Here is a 17,289-nt window from a genome sequence, read left to right on the forward strand (position 1 = left end):
TTTGGTACAATAAAAAAAGACGTCACAGTACACTGAAATACAAAACTATTGAAGAGTTTAATAATCAAAACAAAATTTATCAAAATGTAGCTTAACTTATACTGGAATTTTTATTTGCATATCCAATTATCATATTTACGAAGAATTATTGAGAAGAGAGCTTGAACTTCATCAGGGTTTTTCTCTAAGTGATAAAGAATGGCAAGTGCAGAACTATGAGTTTTTAAAAAATCATCAGTACCATACAGAATATGGACAAAAAGTATTGAATCACTCCAAAGAAATTAATATGCAAATTGTTAAGGAAAACATTTAACTAAAAACTCCATTTTATAATTATTAACTCATTCATTATTTATACACTACATTAAAATGAAAAAATCAATTTTCGCTTTCTTTTTGAGCTTCACATTTTCTTCAATTTTTGCTCAGTTACCACCAAATTATTACAGCAGTGCCACGGGCCTTACCGGGGCAGCACTTAAAAGTCAATTAAAATCAATTATAACCAATGGTCATATCGATAAAGGATACAATTCATTATTAAATGGTTTTCAAAGTTCAGATAAAGATTATTTTTATGAAAACGACGGAACAGTTTTAGATATGTATTCGGAAAATCCTACCGGTTCAGATCCTTATAACTTTAATCACGGAACTAATACTTGTGGATCCTATTCAAATGAAGGAGATTGTTATAATAGAGAGCACATTATACCGCAAAGCCTTTTCAATCAAAATTTACCGATGAGATCTGATATACATTTTGTAACACCTACAGACGGCAAGGTCAATGGGATGAGATCAAATTATCCTTTTGGAAAGGTTGGCACTGCCTCATTTACCTCTTTAAACGGATCTAAGTTAGGAAGTTCTGTTTCATCAGGATATTCAGGAACTGTTTTTGAACCTATAGATGAATTTAAGGGCGATGTTGCGAGAATGATTTTTTACTTTGTGACCAGATATGAAACACAAATTGCAGGATTCTCCAGTGGGAATATTTTGGGAAACTCTGCATATCCAGGTCTTCAGGTTTGGGAACTAAATCAGTTACTATCGTGGAATACCTTAGATCCAGTCTCATCATTTGAGATTGCAAGAAACAACGCATCCTATGTTTATCAGGGCAATAGAAATCCATACATTGACAATCCCGGTTTTGTAAACTTAGTTTGGGGATCAACGACTATAGATACCCAAGCACCTTCAGCTCCTCTAAATTTGGTGGCAAGTAATCCAACTGCTAACACGATAGCATTGGGTTGGACTGCATCTACTGATAATATTAGTGTTACCGGATATGATGTCTACGTAAATGGAGTCTTAAAAGCTACTGTTTCAGGAATTAACACTACTATACAAAACTTAAATCCAGCAACAACTTACAATTTCTATATTATTGCTAAAGATGCTGCCGGTAATCTTTCAACTCAAAGTAATGTAGCTACAGGAACAACATTAGAAGGATCAACTGGAGGAACAGTAACTTGTGGAACCGAAGATTTTTCAAATATTCCATCTACAAGTACTTCCACATACTCCACACAAACATGGACAAGTAATAATATCATGTGGACTGCGACCGACGCTCGAATTGACGAAACGATTACAGGTAAGGCAATAACCGTTAAGGATGGCAGTTTAACAAGTTCTGCAGTTTCTGGAGGAATTCAAAGCCTTACGGTAAAGACACAATTAAAATATTCAGGAACAGCAAATAACCTAAATGTAGAAATAAACGGAGTGTTGATCGGGACAATTCCTTACAGTAGTACAGTGGCTACAACAACAATTAACAACATTAATATTTTAGGAAGTGTTGTTATCAAATTAATTAATCCTATTTCTGGGAATAGGGTAGCAATTGATGACCTTTCTTGGACTTGTGCAGCATTGTCAGCTGAAGAATCTTCAAAAACTAATATATTTACTATTTATCCAAATCCAGCTAAGAATCAAGAATTATTTATAAGAGGTGAAAATCTTAAGAAATTTACAAATGCAAAGATTTATGATTTTTCAGGTAAACTAATTTTAAATATTCTTAACCCATTTAAATCGTCTAACAAAATTGACATCACAGGTTTTGCAAAAGGCACTTATATGTTGATATTAGATGGTAATTATTCAAAATTTATTGTAGATTAATAACTTCACTACTTTATGACAAAGACCGATTTTATTCGGTCTTTGTCAATTATAGTTCACTTGTAGAGATTCAATATTGGCCTGTTAGCATGTCTTAAATTATATATTGTTATCCTTAAAAACTAATATCAACATGATTTTAAATAACCCAGATCAAAATGTCTTAAAATTATGTAAAGTAAATTTTAAGTGTTAAAAAAAGTTGTTGGTTTAATATTTTCGCTGCATTTATCAGATCTTATTAATTTGTGTTTCGATAAAGAAAAAAAGCTTTGTATGTATCATTCAGCTTTAAATTTTAAATAAACCCAATCTTAAATGTTATGTCAACTTGCGATTCTAATGTTTTTTAAAATTTTAGTAATCTTTTAACTAAAACTCCAATATTATTATTCCTTATTAATACATTTGTTAAAGTAAATTATTTATCTTTGTAACATGAATTTTCTAAGATTGCTTTTTACAGTCTATTTCATGGCATTGTCATTAATGCCATGCATGGATGGTGCAAAGGCGCAGTCAAAAACAGAAAATATATCATATTCCTACACAAAATCTGAGCAAAACGATGCTCATTCAAAAACAGATTCTTGTTCTCCTTTTTGTTATTGTAACTGCTGCAGAATCAGCGTTACTTCCATTAAAATAAAACCTGTTTTAGAATATCGTAAGCAAATAAAAGAGTACTATTCTAAAAAAATTCTTTTTAAAAAGAATGACTTTGCATATTTGGTGTACGATCAGATATGGCAACCCCCTAAAATATAATTTTTATTGATCTGACGGAAGAATTGTCTTTCGTCCAAACTGTTATGGAAACATTGCAATAGTAATGCATTGTATTCTTATTCATTTTTGTCACTAGAATTTTAGAACAAATAGTTGTTCCAAAAAGTAGTCGTGACATTCAATAAAAATTATATTCTAATGTTAGATAAAATCATAAGATTTAGCATCAAGAACAAGATTGTCATTGGGATAATGACCTTGTTGTTGATTATTTGGGGAGTTTGGAGTGCAACCAAACTTCCGATCGATGCCACACCTGACATCACCAACAATCAGGTTCAAATAATTACTGTATGTCCTACATTGGCCGGTCAGGAAGTTGAACAGCTGGTAACATTCCCTATAGAGCAGAGCATTGCCAATGTTCCTGATATTGAGGAGACCCGAAGTATTTCACGATTTGGTTTGTCTGTAATAACTGTTGTATTTAAAGAAGAGGTCGATGTTTATTTTGCCCGTCAGTTGATCAGTGAAAAACTGAAACAGGCGGCTGAAGAAATTCCAATAGGAATTGGCACACCAGAGTTAGCTCCGGTAAGTACAGGACTTGGTGAGGTATATCAATACATCCTGCATCCAAAAAAAGGCAGTGAAAAAAAGTACGATTCCAAAGAACTGCGTACAATGCAGGATTGGATCGTTAGAAGACAGCTTAATGGTACTCCCGGAGTTGCAGAGATTAACAGCTTCGGAGGACAGCTAAAACAATATGAGGTCGCTGTTAACCCTGATCGTCTACGAGCGATGGGAGTTAGTATTTCTGATATTTTTGCAGCTCTTGAAAAAAATAATCAGAACACAGGCGGAGCCTACATTGACAAAAAGCCTAATGCTTATTTTATCCGTGGAATTGGACTTGTGACCTCTCTTGAAGATGTTGGGAATGTTGTAGTTAAAAATGAAACAGGGAGTGTGCCTATATTCATTAAAGATGTTGCTGAGGTTCGTTTGGGAAGTGCGGTTCGATATGGTGCCATGACATTTAATGGTGAGGTGGATGCTGTAGGTGGAGTGGTGATGATGCTTAAAGGTGCTAATAGTAATGAGGTAGTGCAATTAATCAAAGAAAAAATACCAACTATTCAAAAATCTTTACCTACTGATGTGATTATTGAGCCTTATTTAGACAGAACTAATCTAGTTGGCAGAGCTATTGATACTGTCGAGAAAAATCTTATCGAAGGAGCGTTGATAGTGATTTTTGTGCTGGTAGTATTTCTCGGTAATTTACGAGCCGGTCTTATTGTGGCATCTGCCATTCCGTTGTCCTTACTCTTTGCTTTGGGAATGATGAACGTTTTCGGAGTAAGTGCCAACTTAATGAGTTTAGGGGCGATTGATTTTGGATTAATTGTCGACGGAGCTGTTATTATTGTTGAAGCGACTCTTCATCACTTAGGATTGCGGAAAACAACACGTCTTCTTACCCAGTCTGAGATGGATGAAGAGGTATTTCTTTCAGCTTCTAAAATCAGAAGCAGCGCAGCATTTGGGGAGATTATTATTTTGATTGTCTACATTCCTATTTTAACGTTAGTAGGTGTTGAGGGTAAGATGTTTACTCCGATGGCTAAAACTGTAGGTTTTGCAATCTTTGGTGCATTGATATTATCATTGACCTATATTCCAATGATGAGTGCACTTTTTTTATCGAAGAAAATCTCGCATAAAGAAAATTTCTCAGATAAAATGATGAACCGACTCCAAAAAATCTATCAACCTCTACTAGAGAAAGCTTTAAAAGTAAAATATTGGTTAGTAAGTGTTACTGTTGCATTATTTGCAGTTTCATTATTTATATTTGGAAGAATGGGGGGCGAGTTTATCCCTCAACTCCAAGAAGGTGATTTTGCTTTTCACTGTATTCTTCCACAGGGAAGTTCATTAAGTCAGAGTATTGAAACCTCTATGCAGGCCTCCAGGCTGATCAAGCAGTTTGACGAAGTTAAAATGGTTGTAGGGAAGACCGGTGCTGCTGAAGTGCCTACTGATCCAATGCCTCCTGAAGCTACTGATATGATGGTGATCTTAAAACCGCAAAGTGAATGGAAAACAAAAAAATCATATGATGAATTAGCAGATGAGATCTCTGAAAAGCTTGAAGCTATTCCCGGGGTATTTTTCGAAAAAAATCAACCGATCCAGATGCGTTTCAATGAGTTGATGACAGGAATCAGACAAGATGTAGCGGTTAAAATTTTCGGTGAAAATTTAGATTCTTTAGCGATATATGCGGATAAAACAGCAAAAATTATTCAGTCTGTTAATGGTGCGAGTGCTCCACAGATCGAACGTGTTAGTGGTCTTCCGCAAATTAATGTTGAATATGACCGCACAAGAATGGCTAATTACGGGCTGAATATTAAAGACGTAAATACTGCTGTAAGTACTGCTTTTGCAGGTCAGGCTGCAGGTCAGGTATTTGAGAATGAAAGAAGGTTTGATCTGGTGGTTCGTTTGGATAGTTTACATAGAACCAGTATTGATGATGTCAACAATCTGATGGTGTCTACGAAGACAGGAATACAGATCCCGCTTTCACAGGTGTCCAATATCAATTATAAACTTGGCCCCGCACAGATTAGTCGTGAGGCAGGTAAAAGGAGAATCGTCATTGGTTTTAACGTAAAAGGCCGAGATGTAGAAAGTGTAGTAGAAGAAATCCAGCAGAAGCTTAATAAAGAAAAATTACCATCAGGATATTATTATACATATGGCGGACAATTTGAGAATCTTAAAGCTGCCAGTAAACGACTGACCATTGCTGTACCTGTATCATTATTTTTGATCTTTATGCTGTTATATTTTACTTTTGGTTCGCTAAAGCAGGCTGCCTTGATCTTTACGGCAATTCCAATGAGTGCTATCGGCGGTATATTCGCGTTAATGCTTCGCGGTATGCCTTTTAGTATCAGCGCGGGAATTGGGTTTATTGCATTATTTGGTGTAGCGGTACTTAATGGTATTGTGTTGATCGGAACATTTAACGAGTTAGAGAAGGAAGGTGAAACCAATATTTTAAAACGTGTGATGGAAGGAACTAAAACTCGTCTGAGACCTGTTTTAATGACAGCCACAGTCGCATCATTAGGATTTTTACCTATGGCAATTTCAACCGGAGCCGGGGCAGAAGTTCAGAAACCTTTGGCGACCGTTGTAATCGGGGGACTGGTTACAGCAACTTTCTTGACTCTTTTTGTTTTACCGATGTTATACATTATCTTCAGTACTAAACTAAAAATCAAAAAGCCTTCAGGTAATAAGCCACTGACAGCGGTTTTAGTTTTAGGTTTTTTATTCATTGGACAGACCTTTAACGCACAACAAGGTACCCCTGTTACAGTTGAGGAAGCTACGAGCATCGCATTGACCAACAATAATTTAATGCGGTCGAAAGATTTGGATATTAAAGTAACAGAGGCACTGAAACCTACTGCTAAAGAACTTCCAAAAATGAGTTTAGATGCTCAGTTAGGCCAATACAACAGTAAAAAATTCGATCAATCTTTTTCTATATCTCAAAGTATTCCGTTTCCAACATTGTTTAAAGCAAGAAGAGAACTTATCGCTGAACAGATCAAAGGAAAGCAGATCAATAAGGAGATTTCGGTCAACGAACTTGCAAGACAGGTTAGGACCTATTACTATCAGATCGAATATCTGCAATTTAACCAGTCAAAATTAAAAAATCTGGATAGTTTATATCAGGATTTTATAAGAATTGCTACGGTCAGATTTAAATCAGGAGATATTAAAAAGATAGAGATCAATACTGCAGAAACTCAGAAAGGGGAGATCAATTTGTTGTTGAAGCAAAATGAAGTTTATTTGAATAATGCATACAAAAACTTAAAAACCTTATTGAATACTTCGGGAGACATCTCGGTTCCTTATAACACAAATTATGAGCCCCTGAAAGCTAATTATGTATTTGACAGCGCGTCAATAGCGAATCATCCAACAGTAAGGTCTTACTATCAGGAGATGACCATAGCAGAAAAAAATAAAAACGTTGAAAGGTCTCTGGGCCTACCTGATTTCAGTATAGGTTACACCAATCAGTCTTTAATCGGTACCCAGACGATCAATGGTATGGATCGGAATTTTAATGCGGGAAATAGATTTCACGCAGCAACTATTGGCGTTACGATTCCCCTGACTTTCGGTGCTACAAAAGCGAGAATGCAATCTTGGGAGTTCCAAAAGCAAGTAGCGGAATCTAATGCAAAATTACAGCAAAAACAGCTGGAAGCGCAACTGGAAAACGCTTTGAATCAATATCAGCAGGATGTAGAGCAATATAATTATTATATTAATCAGGCTATACCCAATGCTGAGAAAATAGCTAAAGCCGGACAATTGGGGTATAAAACAGGAGAAATTTCCTACGTTGAATATCTTTTTGCGCTTCAGACTTCTACCAATATTCAATTAAAGTATCTCGAATCGATTCAACAGGTTAATCAATCTGTTATTACCATTAATTCTATCATAAACAAATAAAATGAAAATTAAATATAATATAGTATCTACGCTGTTAATTTCTTTTTTAGTCTTAAGCTGTGGAAAAAAAGAAGCCTCTGAGGAAACGGAAGTAAAAGCAAAAACCGAACAGGTAGAGGAGGCTCATGAAGAGGCACCGCAAACGATCGCGGCATTAACAGAAGAACAAATGAAAGCAGTCGGAATCTCCTTAGGTAAAATTGAGATGAAAGATCTGACCTCACTTGTTAAAGCCAATGGTGTATTGAGTGTTCCCAACAATAGAAAAGCTACCGTTACCTCTCTGTATGGTGGGGTGATTAAGACATTAAATGTACAGATAGGAGATCATGTGAGGAAAGGGCAGGTAATTGCATCAATCAATAATCCCGAGTATATTCAGCTTCAGGAGCAATATCTTACAGTGAACAGCAGGATCGCGTTTGCTGAACAAGAATATAGAAGGCAACGTGAACTATTTGATAATGATGCCGGAGCAAAAAAGAATCTGCAAAGCTCTGATGCTGAATTAAAAAGTTTAAGAACCCAAAGATCATCACTACAGAGACAGCTCCAGCTTATGGGGATCAGCCCGGGTAAAGTAAGCAATGGTAATCTACGATCTGGGTTGGTTATAACTTCACCGATCAGTGGAACCGTAAGCAGTATCAATGCGCAGATTGGAAGTTATGTTGATGTGGCATCACCAGTTCTTGATATTATTGATAATAGTTCTATCCATTTAGATCTTCAGGTTTTTGAAAAGGATCTACCTAAAATGAAAGTTGGACAAACTGTACAGTTTAAGCTGACCAATAATCCGGAAACTTTGTATAACGCTACCGTATTTAGTATCGGGTCGTCATTCGAAAATGAGAGTAAAACGATCTCTGTACATGCGAGTGTTACAGGAAATAAAGTGGGGTTGATCGATGGGATGAATGTTACCGGAATGGTAAGCCTTGGAAACTCAAGCACCGCTGCCGTTCCTGATGAAGCAATCGTGGAAGCTGACGGTAAATTCTATGTTTTCATACAGACTTCTAAAAAGCCTGAAGAACATGCTGAAGAGGAAGAAGGGGGTGAGAAAGAGGAAGGTACAAAAGAGGCAGCGCATACCAAGAATCAAGGAAAAACATTGAATTTTGAGAAAATAGAAATTGTTAAAGGTTCTTCAGATCTAGGTTATACTGCAATCACTCCAGTGACCAAAATTGCACCTGATACAAACATTGTGGTAAAAGGTGCATTCTTCGTCAATGCTAAATTATCTAATTCAGGAGGGCATGAAGATTAGATTTATTATTACGAAAGCCTTTATATAAAAGTTTCAGCTGTAATAAAAAATAACATTATGCTACGAATCGAATTAAATCGTGAACTACGTATCATAATGTTATATCAAATCTATAAACAAAAGTTATGTTACTAAACAAGAAAATTTCAATCTGGTATTTTATTGATCAAATTAAAAGCCAAATATTACTGATTGTTATACTTGCTGTAGGTATAGGTTTGTTGGATCTGCATCCTATTTTCAAAAAAATATCAATTCCATTAAGCATTCCCGCAATTTTAGGAACTGCTGTATCACTGCTACTTGCATTTAGGACGGCGCAGTCATACGAGAGATGGTGGGAAGCAAGAACCGTTTGGGGTGCTATTGTTAATGATTCCAGGTCTCTTATCCGATTAATTATTCAGTTCATTCCTCAGGATAGTGCGGACGTTAAAATATTTGCAGAAAGACAAATCGTATGGGTCTATGCGTTAGGCGAAGCATTAAGAAAACAGCCTTTTTCCGGTAAAGTAGGGGAGTATTTGAATATGCATCAGATTAACGCTGTTAATATACCCAATGCAATTTTGGATGAACATTCTTATCACTTAAGACAAATAGCCGAAAAAGGATTGGTATCAGATTTCAAGGAGGTTCAGCTTAACGAAGTTCTCATGAGGCTGTGTGACAATATGGGAAAATGTGAAAGATTGAAAAATACGGTATTTCCACGTGCCTATAGTATTTTACTGCATACTCTTATATATGTTTTTGCTTTTATACTCCCTTTCGGATTGGAAGATTCCCAGCTCACCTTGGAAATTATTACAACGATCACTATTCCTCTGCTATTTATAGCCATTGAGAAAACAGCAATCATCATGCAGGATCCTTTCGAGAATACTCCTGTGGATACGCCAATGACATCTATTGCACAAACTATAGAAATCAATATTTTACAGATGATCAAAGAAAATGATATTCCTGTTAAAAAAGAAAATAATACTTACTTCGAAATGTAGAGTCAATCTAGTAAATACATAAAATTATGAGCGACACAAATAAACAGACTGGATCTGCATCAAGCAGACATAAGAAAAATTTACTCATCGTCCTAGCACTAAGTGGTACTTATCTTATTGCTGAAGTCATTGGAGGAATTGCAACAAAAAGTCTTGCATTACTAGCAGATGCCGCGCATATGCTGACAGATGTTGTCGGTTTACTCTTAGCATTTATTGCCATCAAAATTGGTGAAAGAAAGGCAAGTCCTAAAAAGACATTTGGGTATTATCGAACAGAAATTTTGGCTGCTGTCATCAATGCTGTTGTTCTGTTGGGTATTTCATTATTTGTTTTATACGAGGCATTTCAGAGATTTAAAAATCCTCCTGAAGTACAAAGTGGCTCCATGATGATTGTTGCAGGAATTGGACTTGTGGTGAATATCATCGGTATCCTTATTATCAGAAAGGATTCCAACGCAAGTCTTAATATGAAAGGTGCTTATTTTGAAGTTTTGTCGGATATGCTGACATCGGTAGGAGTAATGATCGCGGGCGTGATCATGCTGACAACACAGTGGTATTATGCAGATCCGATCATTTCTGCGGCTATAGGTCTATTGATTATTCCCAGAACCTTAAAGTTGCTTATGGAAGCGGTTAATGTCTTACTGGAAGGTACACCTAAAGATGTAGATATCAGCAAGCTTCGATCTTCACTGGAAGAACTTTCGGGAATCAAGGAAATCCACGATCTACATGTCTGGTCGCTTACATCAGGCGTTAATGCCATGAGCGCACATGTGATTGCAGATGATAACAAAAATCGCAATGAACTCCTGCAAATATTAATAGATAAAGCAACGACAGATTTTAAAATAACCCATACCACTTTTCAAATCGAATATGAAGGTTATGATGAAACTGAAATACACTTGTAGATGAATGATCAGAATAGATTGAAAATGAAATGAAATCTAAATGATTATTTCTATATCAAATAAAATTGATTTCTAAAGAATTAATGATGTAATCACTTATAAAACTTGTTTATGAAACTAATTAAAATTAAGCGAAGCAGTTATAGCCTGCTCATTAATTTTTTCTTATTATATATAATTTTTTCCTTTGTCCTCAGGATAGGATTTTCTATTGCCAGCCTTCAAAAGGCAGAGATTAGTTTTCTTTCATTGCTGAATGTATTTGCTCTGGGATTTTTATTTGATATAGGGGTAGGGGTGTTTTTTGTGCTACCGTACAGTCTGTACCTGCTTTTATTTCCTCAGAAATATAATAATTCGCTTTTCAATAGAGCTATGACTTTTTTTTGCTTTAATGTAGCTGTGCTTATATTGTTGTTTTCATTTTTTGCTGAAGTAACATTCTGGCAGGAATTTGAAAGCCGGTTTAATTTTATTGCAGTTGATTATCTGGTTTATACCTATGAAGTAATCAATAATATTAATGAATCATATCCTTTGCCATTGCTCATTACAGCCATGTTAATAATGACTTCTTTGGTGTTTTTACTTTTCTATAAAAGGCATTACTTCACAGATAATTTTAAGGGCAGTACACCTTTTTTACAAAGATTCTTTATCTTTTTCGGATTGCTTTTCATTTCAGTCATTTATGCATTTTTTATTGACAACAGTTTAGCAGAGAATAGCGAAAACAGGTATCGGAATGAGCTGTCAAAATCAGGAATCTATTCTTTTTTTTCTGCATATAAAAATAACGAGATCAATTATGAACACTTCTATAAACTCATCGATAATAGGGTGGCGTTTAATATTGTGAGAACTGATCTCCAGGAATCTAACTCAGATTACTTATCAAATGATTTCTCAATCTTACGTAACATTAAGGGAGCTGACTCCTATGAGAAGCCCAATGTTATTATGATCACATTGGAAAGTTTCAGTGCAGACTTTATGAAAACATTTGGCAACAATCAGAATCTGACACCTACGTTGGACTCATTGGCGAATCAAAGCATTTTATTTACCAATATGTATGCTACCGGAACAAGAACCGTGCGAGGAATGGAGGCACTTTCACTTGCCGTTCCGCCTACACCGGGGAATAGTATTGTCCGCAGGAAAGAAAATGATAATCTGAGCACTGTAGGATCGATCTTCAGTCAAAAGGGATATGATACTTCTTTCTTATATGGTGGTGATGGTTATTTTGATAATATGAATAATTATTTCGGTAATAATGGATACACAATTGTAGACCGGAAAAGAAATTCTTTTGTAGGGGAAGATTATCAGTCTCCAAGAATACCAATAGAAGACAAGGAGGTTACTTTTGAAAATGCCTGGGGTATTAGTGATGAAAATCTTTATGATCAGGTGATCAAGCAGGCGGATAAAAAATTTGCAGTAGGCAAACCGTTCTATGATTTTGTAATGAACACTTCCAATCATCGACCTTATACATATCCTGAGGGTAAAATTGATATACCTTCAGGGTCGGGAAGAGAAGGAGCCGTGAAATACACGGATTATGCGATCGGGCAGTTTTTTAAAAAGATAAAGAATAAACCCTGGTACAAAAATACGATTGTGATCATTGTTGCTGATCACTGTGCGAGTAGTGCCGGCAAAAACGACATCGATGTTGCAAAATATCATATCCCAGCAATGATTGTCAACTTGAACAACAAGAAACCATTCAGAATTGAAAAAATGTGCTCTCAGATCGACCTGTATCCAACACTTTTCTCACTTTTAGGATGGACGTATGAGAGTAATCTTTATGGTAAAAATGTTTTAAGCGAAACTTATACTCCAAGAATATTTGTAAGTACCTATCAGAAACTCGGATATATGGAAAACAACAAATTGGTTATTCTAGGTCCGCAGCAAAAAACAGAGACGTATTTGTATGATAAGGAGAATAATAAACAAAATCCAGAGATGCTATCTGAGCAGTATGTGAAAAAAGCAATAGCAAATTATCAGTCAGCCTACTATCTTTTCAAGAATGACGGATTAAAACAGAAGCAGATAAAAAAGGTAAATATAACCACAACTAGATAACGTGATGTAAAATGGATATAAAATTTGAACTTTTACTTGCCGGAAAATTATTATTAGCACTTTTTTTTGGTGCATTAATAGGTTTCGAAAGGGAAACGGCTCACAAAGATGCCGGAGTTCGTACTTTTGGCGTTCTGTGTATGGCTTCTTGTCTATTTGTGGCGGTTGCCTCTCATTTAACAGATGACAAATCTGCAATAGCAAGAATGTTGGCTGCGATACCTGCCGGTTTAGGATTTATCGGAGCAGGACTGGCATTTAAAGATAGTTCCAAAAGTATGCAGGGGCTTACAACATCCACAGCTTTATGGGCTGCATCGGCAATAGGATCTGCACTTGCGCTGAATATGTTTCTGTTATCATTTTTAGCAACCGTTCTAACCTTGTTTATCTTAAGTATTAACAAATTTGGCTGGTACAAAAAAATTATAAAATTAGGAAGCCAACCCGATAAAGATATATAACACGTAACCTTACAATCATTAAATAAATATTATTATGGAACATAAACACACCTACGACGAGAATGGTAAGCAATTGTGCTGTACTCCGCAAGAAGGCAAAATCTATAAAAATGCCGGAGCAAAAAAATTAGTTGAAGAAGACGGAGACCGCATTCCAAAGAAAAAAAAGGAAGAGCATCAACATTCAGATGATGATGGACATGATCATGGAGAAACTGATAAAACGGCTTTTCAGATGTTCTTGCCTGCGATTATTTCATTGGTACTTTTATTAATTGGCATTGCACTGGACAATTACATCAAACCGGAATGGTTTAAAGACTGGGTACGAATTGTCTGGTACGGTGTTGCTTATCTACCGGTAGGTCTACCTGTTTTAAAAGAGGCTTTTGAGAGTATCAAACAAGGTGACGTGTTTTCAGAATTTTTCCTTATGAGCATTGCAACAATTGGAGCATTCATTATCGGAGAATTTCCTGAAGGAGTAGCGGTTATGTTGTTCTATGCAGTAGGAGAGGTTTTTCAGACTCTGGCTGTGTCGAGAGCTAAGACCAATATTAAGGCTCTTTTAGATCAACGTCCTGATGAGGTAACGATTATTGAAAATAATCAGCCTAAAAAAATCAAAGCTGCCGAAGCAAAAATCGGGGATACTATTCAGCTAAAATCAGGTGAAAAACTGGCATTGGATGGAGAACTGATCTCCGATTCTGCGTCTTTCAATACCGCAGCATTAACTGGAGAGAGCAAACCTGATTCTAAAAATAAAGGGGAAACAGTTTTAGCCGGAATGATCAATATGAACAGTGTAGCTTTGGTTAAGGTTAATACGGCTTATGAGGACAGCAAACTCAGCAAGATCCTCGAACTTGTACAGAATGCAACAGCTCAAAAAGCTCCAACTGAACTTTTTATCAGAAAATTTGCGAGAATATATACACCGATCGTAGTAGCGTTAGCTGTTTTGATTTGCATTGTACCTTATTTCTTTGTTGATGATTATGTTTTCAGAGATTGGTTGTACAGAGCATTGATATTCTTAGTGATCTCTTGTCCGTGTGCATTGGTGATCTCTATTCCGCTTGGCTATTTTGGAGGTATCGGAGCCGCGAGCCGCAACGGTATTCTATTTAAAGGAAGCAACTTTTTGGATAAAATCGCTGAGATTCAGAATGTGGTAATGGATAAAACCGGAACTATGACGGAGGGTGTTTTCAAAGTTCAGGACGTTACCATTGAAGAGGAATTTGATAAGGATGAGATTCTCCAATTGGTCAATGTTGTTGAAAGTAAAAGTACCCATCCTGTTGCTACTGCTGTTCATGAGTTTGTAGGAGAAATCAACAATTCAATCAATTTAGAGGATACTGAAGAAATTGCAGGGCATGGTCTTAAAGCTAGAGCTAATGGAAAAGAAATCCTGGTTGGTAATTTTAAACTACTGGATAAATTCAATATCAGTTATGATGTAGATCCTTCCAAAATTGTATACACGGTCATAGCAATTGCTTATGATGGGAAATTTGCAGGTTTCATTACCATTGCCGACCGAATCAAGGACGATGCAAAACAAGCAGTTGAAAAACTTCATAGTTTGAATGTAAAAGCGACTATGTTAAGCGGTGATAAAACAACTGTTGTAAAGTATGTGGCAGAACAAATTGGTATTGACAATGCTTTTGGAGACCTGCTTCCGGAGGATAAGGTCAACAAGGTAAAAGAAATCAAAGCTAGAAATGAAAGTGTAGCTTTTGTTGGTGACGGCGTAAATGATGCGCCTGTTGTAGCATTAAGTGATGTTGGAATAGCAATGGGTGGACTTGGTAGCGATGCAACCATCGAAACTGCCGATGTTGTGATCCAGGACGATAAACCATCAAAAATACCTATGGCAATCAATATTGGGAAGAAGACCAAAAGAATTGTGTGGCAGAATATCATTCTTGCCTTTGTCGTAAAAGCTATCGTACTTGTACTCGGAGCTGGTGGCCTTGCTACGATGTGGGAAGCAGTATTCGCTGATGTGGGAGTTGCTTTGATAGCAATACTGAATGCAGTTAGAATTCAAAGAATGAAATTTTAAAAGAGCAAAATGTAGTGTTCTGTCTCGTTAGAATATTACATTTCTAAGAAAGATTTTTCTCAAGTCATATCAATAGATTGAGTTCCCATACTTTATGGGAACAGGTAACTTACATCAAATGGTATGATATAAAGTTGGAAACTATTAGTATTTGATACGACATTAAAAACTTAGAAATATTATTTTTATGTGGACTTCTGTAAAAAAAACTACAATACTGATCATTTTACTCAAATTTTCTGTAAGTATTCATGCTCAGGATATTTTGTCTTTGCAAATAGCTTCTCAAAAGGAGTCTTTAATGAAAAGAGGTTATAGCTTAGATTATAAAAAACTTATTGTTCCGGTTAGCTTAATATCTGCAGGTGCAATTGGTTTTGCAATTCCTGAAATCAAAAAATTTGATTATAATTTAAGAAGGGAAGTAAGCGATCACAGATTAAATAATTCAACATTAGACAACTATACTTTATTTGTACCTGTTGCGATCGTTTATGGATTAAACTTAGCGGGTGTTCAAGGTAAAAATAATTTTAAAGATCGCACGATTATTTTTGCAACATTGCAAGCTATTTCTTTAGCAATAGTTATTCCTTCTAAATCATTGATAGGAAGGGAGAGGCCTGATCAGTCAAATCATATGTCATTTCCTTCAGGTCATGCAGCGATCGCATTTTCAAATGCACAGTTTATGTTCAGGGAATATAGGGACAGCAATTATTGGATCAGTCTCTCAGGATATCCGTTTGCCATTTTTACTAGTGTGTATAGAATAATAAATAATAAGCATTGGGCTACGGATGTACTGTCTGGTGCCGGTATCGGAATTCTTTCCACCGAAATAGCATATTGGTTATATCCTAAGATCAAAACTTTGTTTAAAAGTGAAAATGAAAAAACATTATCTATGATTTCTCCTTACTTCCAACAGAGTTACCAGCAGAAAAGTTTTGGACTTAATTATCAGGTCATTTTTTAAAATGTCATTATAATGGGATTTAGAAGAAGATTCAATAGAAGAGTAATAAGGAGGGGGAAACACAGACTTTCTTGGGAAGATATATTCTGTTTGATAGTTTTAGTTATTATGTTTCTCTCTATGATAATTTATGGAGTTCACAGGTATCTGCATCCCACTAAACTTCATAATTCCATTCATCATCACAGTAAAAAATAAATCAATCTATTTACTAAAAGGATCAATAGCCAATTATGGACAGATAAATATAATATTTTTTTAGAGTAAAATTTTAATATATCACGTATTTAAAAGGACATTTAATATTATTTAGGAGAGCAGAAAAGGCAAGACTTATCAGGGTTATATTCGTTTTGATAAGAAGATAGGGGGAATTGTGTTTTCTTTTAAGAATCCGAAGAAGAAATAAGAGACCGTGAAATGTTTTGGAGAGTTCTGGAGGAAGTGAGTATATAACTTTGATTATAATTTTTAGTAACCTGCAAGGTCAATTGACTTTGCAGGTTGCTTTGTTTAAGTTTTAAAAAGTGAATGATTGGTGAAAATTGGGCGGCAAAAATGCAATTCCTCCCTGTGGTCGGAAATGCATTTTTGCGAAATTTGGAGCAACCCCATTTCAAAAACATTGCCGGGCTTGGCTTTTATATGTTTTTGAAAAAAGGTTGCAGAATAGTTTATATTTTGAAATTATACAATAACAATTAAAGTAATATTATATTAACCCGTAGTGCATTATAAAAAAGGTTACTCATAATACGAAAATTTCGTATATTGTATTGACTATCAATCTAATACGTTATGAATAACCTAGATGCAATTTACGATTTTATTTTAAAGGAATTAAGAAAATTAACCATCAAAGAAAATTTTTATTTCAAACCAATTAAACCAAAATTATCTGATTTAGAGCTCATTGCAATAAATATTTCTGCGGAATATTTATCGATAGATTCAGAATATCAGTTGTTTAGATACCTCTCTAATTCAAAACTAAAGGGAATGATTGAGAGA

Annotated in this window: 10 protein-coding genes and 1 pseudogene; all 11 read left to right on the plus strand. The window is 35.5% G+C overall.

The window, feature by feature from the left end:
- Positions 1–372 precede the first annotated feature (372 nt).
- Positions 373–2,151: an endonuclease gene (locus tag F564_RS0115780; RefSeq protein ID WP_028123470.1), complete on the plus strand. Its 1,779-nt coding sequence runs from the start codon at positions 373–375 to the stop codon at positions 2,149–2,151.
- Positions 2,152–2,589: 438 nt separating this feature from the next.
- Positions 2,590–2,919, plus strand: coding sequence for a DUF6660 family protein (locus tag F564_RS21165; protein ID WP_051259706.1), 330 nt, complete (start codon positions 2,590–2,592; stop codon positions 2,917–2,919).
- Between the two features lie 159 nt (positions 2,920–3,078).
- Complete coding sequence (locus F564_RS0115790; protein WP_028123471.1) at positions 3,079–7,443, plus strand: CusA/CzcA family heavy metal efflux RND transporter; 4,365 nt, start codon at positions 3,079–3,081, stop codon at positions 7,441–7,443.
- Between the two features lies 1 nt (position 7,444).
- Positions 7,445–8,719, plus strand: a complete 1,275-nt coding sequence (locus F564_RS0115795; RefSeq protein WP_028123472.1) for an efflux RND transporter periplasmic adaptor subunit — start codon at positions 7,445–7,447, stop codon at positions 8,717–8,719.
- Between the two features lie 125 nt (positions 8,720–8,844).
- Positions 8,845–9,723, plus strand: a complete 879-nt coding sequence (locus tag F564_RS0115800; RefSeq protein WP_028123473.1) for a bestrophin family protein — start codon at positions 8,845–8,847, stop codon at positions 9,721–9,723.
- A 26-nt stretch (positions 9,724–9,749) separates the two neighbouring features.
- The gene (locus F564_RS0115805) at positions 9,750–10,646 is read left to right on the plus strand and encodes a cation diffusion facilitator family transporter (RefSeq protein WP_028123474.1); all 897 of its coding nucleotides are present in this window, start codon (positions 9,750–9,752) and stop codon (positions 10,644–10,646) included.
- Positions 10,647–11,048: 402 nt separating this feature from the next.
- A complete protein-coding gene (locus F564_RS0115810; RefSeq protein WP_228373919.1) occupies positions 11,049–12,752 on the plus strand; it encodes an LTA synthase family protein in 1,704 nt (567 codons plus the stop codon).
- An 11-nt stretch (positions 12,753–12,763) separates the two neighbouring features.
- Positions 12,764–13,216, plus strand: a complete 453-nt coding sequence (locus F564_RS0115815) for an MgtC/SapB family protein (protein WP_028123476.1) — start codon at positions 12,764–12,766, stop codon at positions 13,214–13,216.
- A gap of 34 nt (positions 13,217–13,250) precedes the next feature.
- The gene (locus F564_RS0115820; RefSeq protein WP_028123477.1) at positions 13,251–15,299 is read left to right on the plus strand and encodes a heavy metal translocating P-type ATPase; all 2,049 of its coding nucleotides are present in this window, start codon (positions 13,251–13,253) and stop codon (positions 15,297–15,299) included.
- 187 nt (positions 15,300–15,486) lie between these two features.
- Positions 15,487–16,278: a phosphatase PAP2 family protein gene (locus tag F564_RS0115825; protein ID WP_028123478.1), complete on the plus strand. Its 792-nt coding sequence runs from the start codon at positions 15,487–15,489 to the stop codon at positions 16,276–16,278.
- A 798-nt stretch (positions 16,279–17,076) separates the two neighbouring features.
- Positions 17,077–17,289: pseudogene (locus F564_RS0115835) on the plus strand (IS982 family transposase); the annotation flags it as partial.

The organism is Epilithonimonas tenax DSM 16811 (assembly GCF_000428485.1).
Taxonomy (GTDB): Bacteria; Bacteroidota; Bacteroidia; order Flavobacteriales; family Weeksellaceae; genus Epilithonimonas; species Epilithonimonas tenax.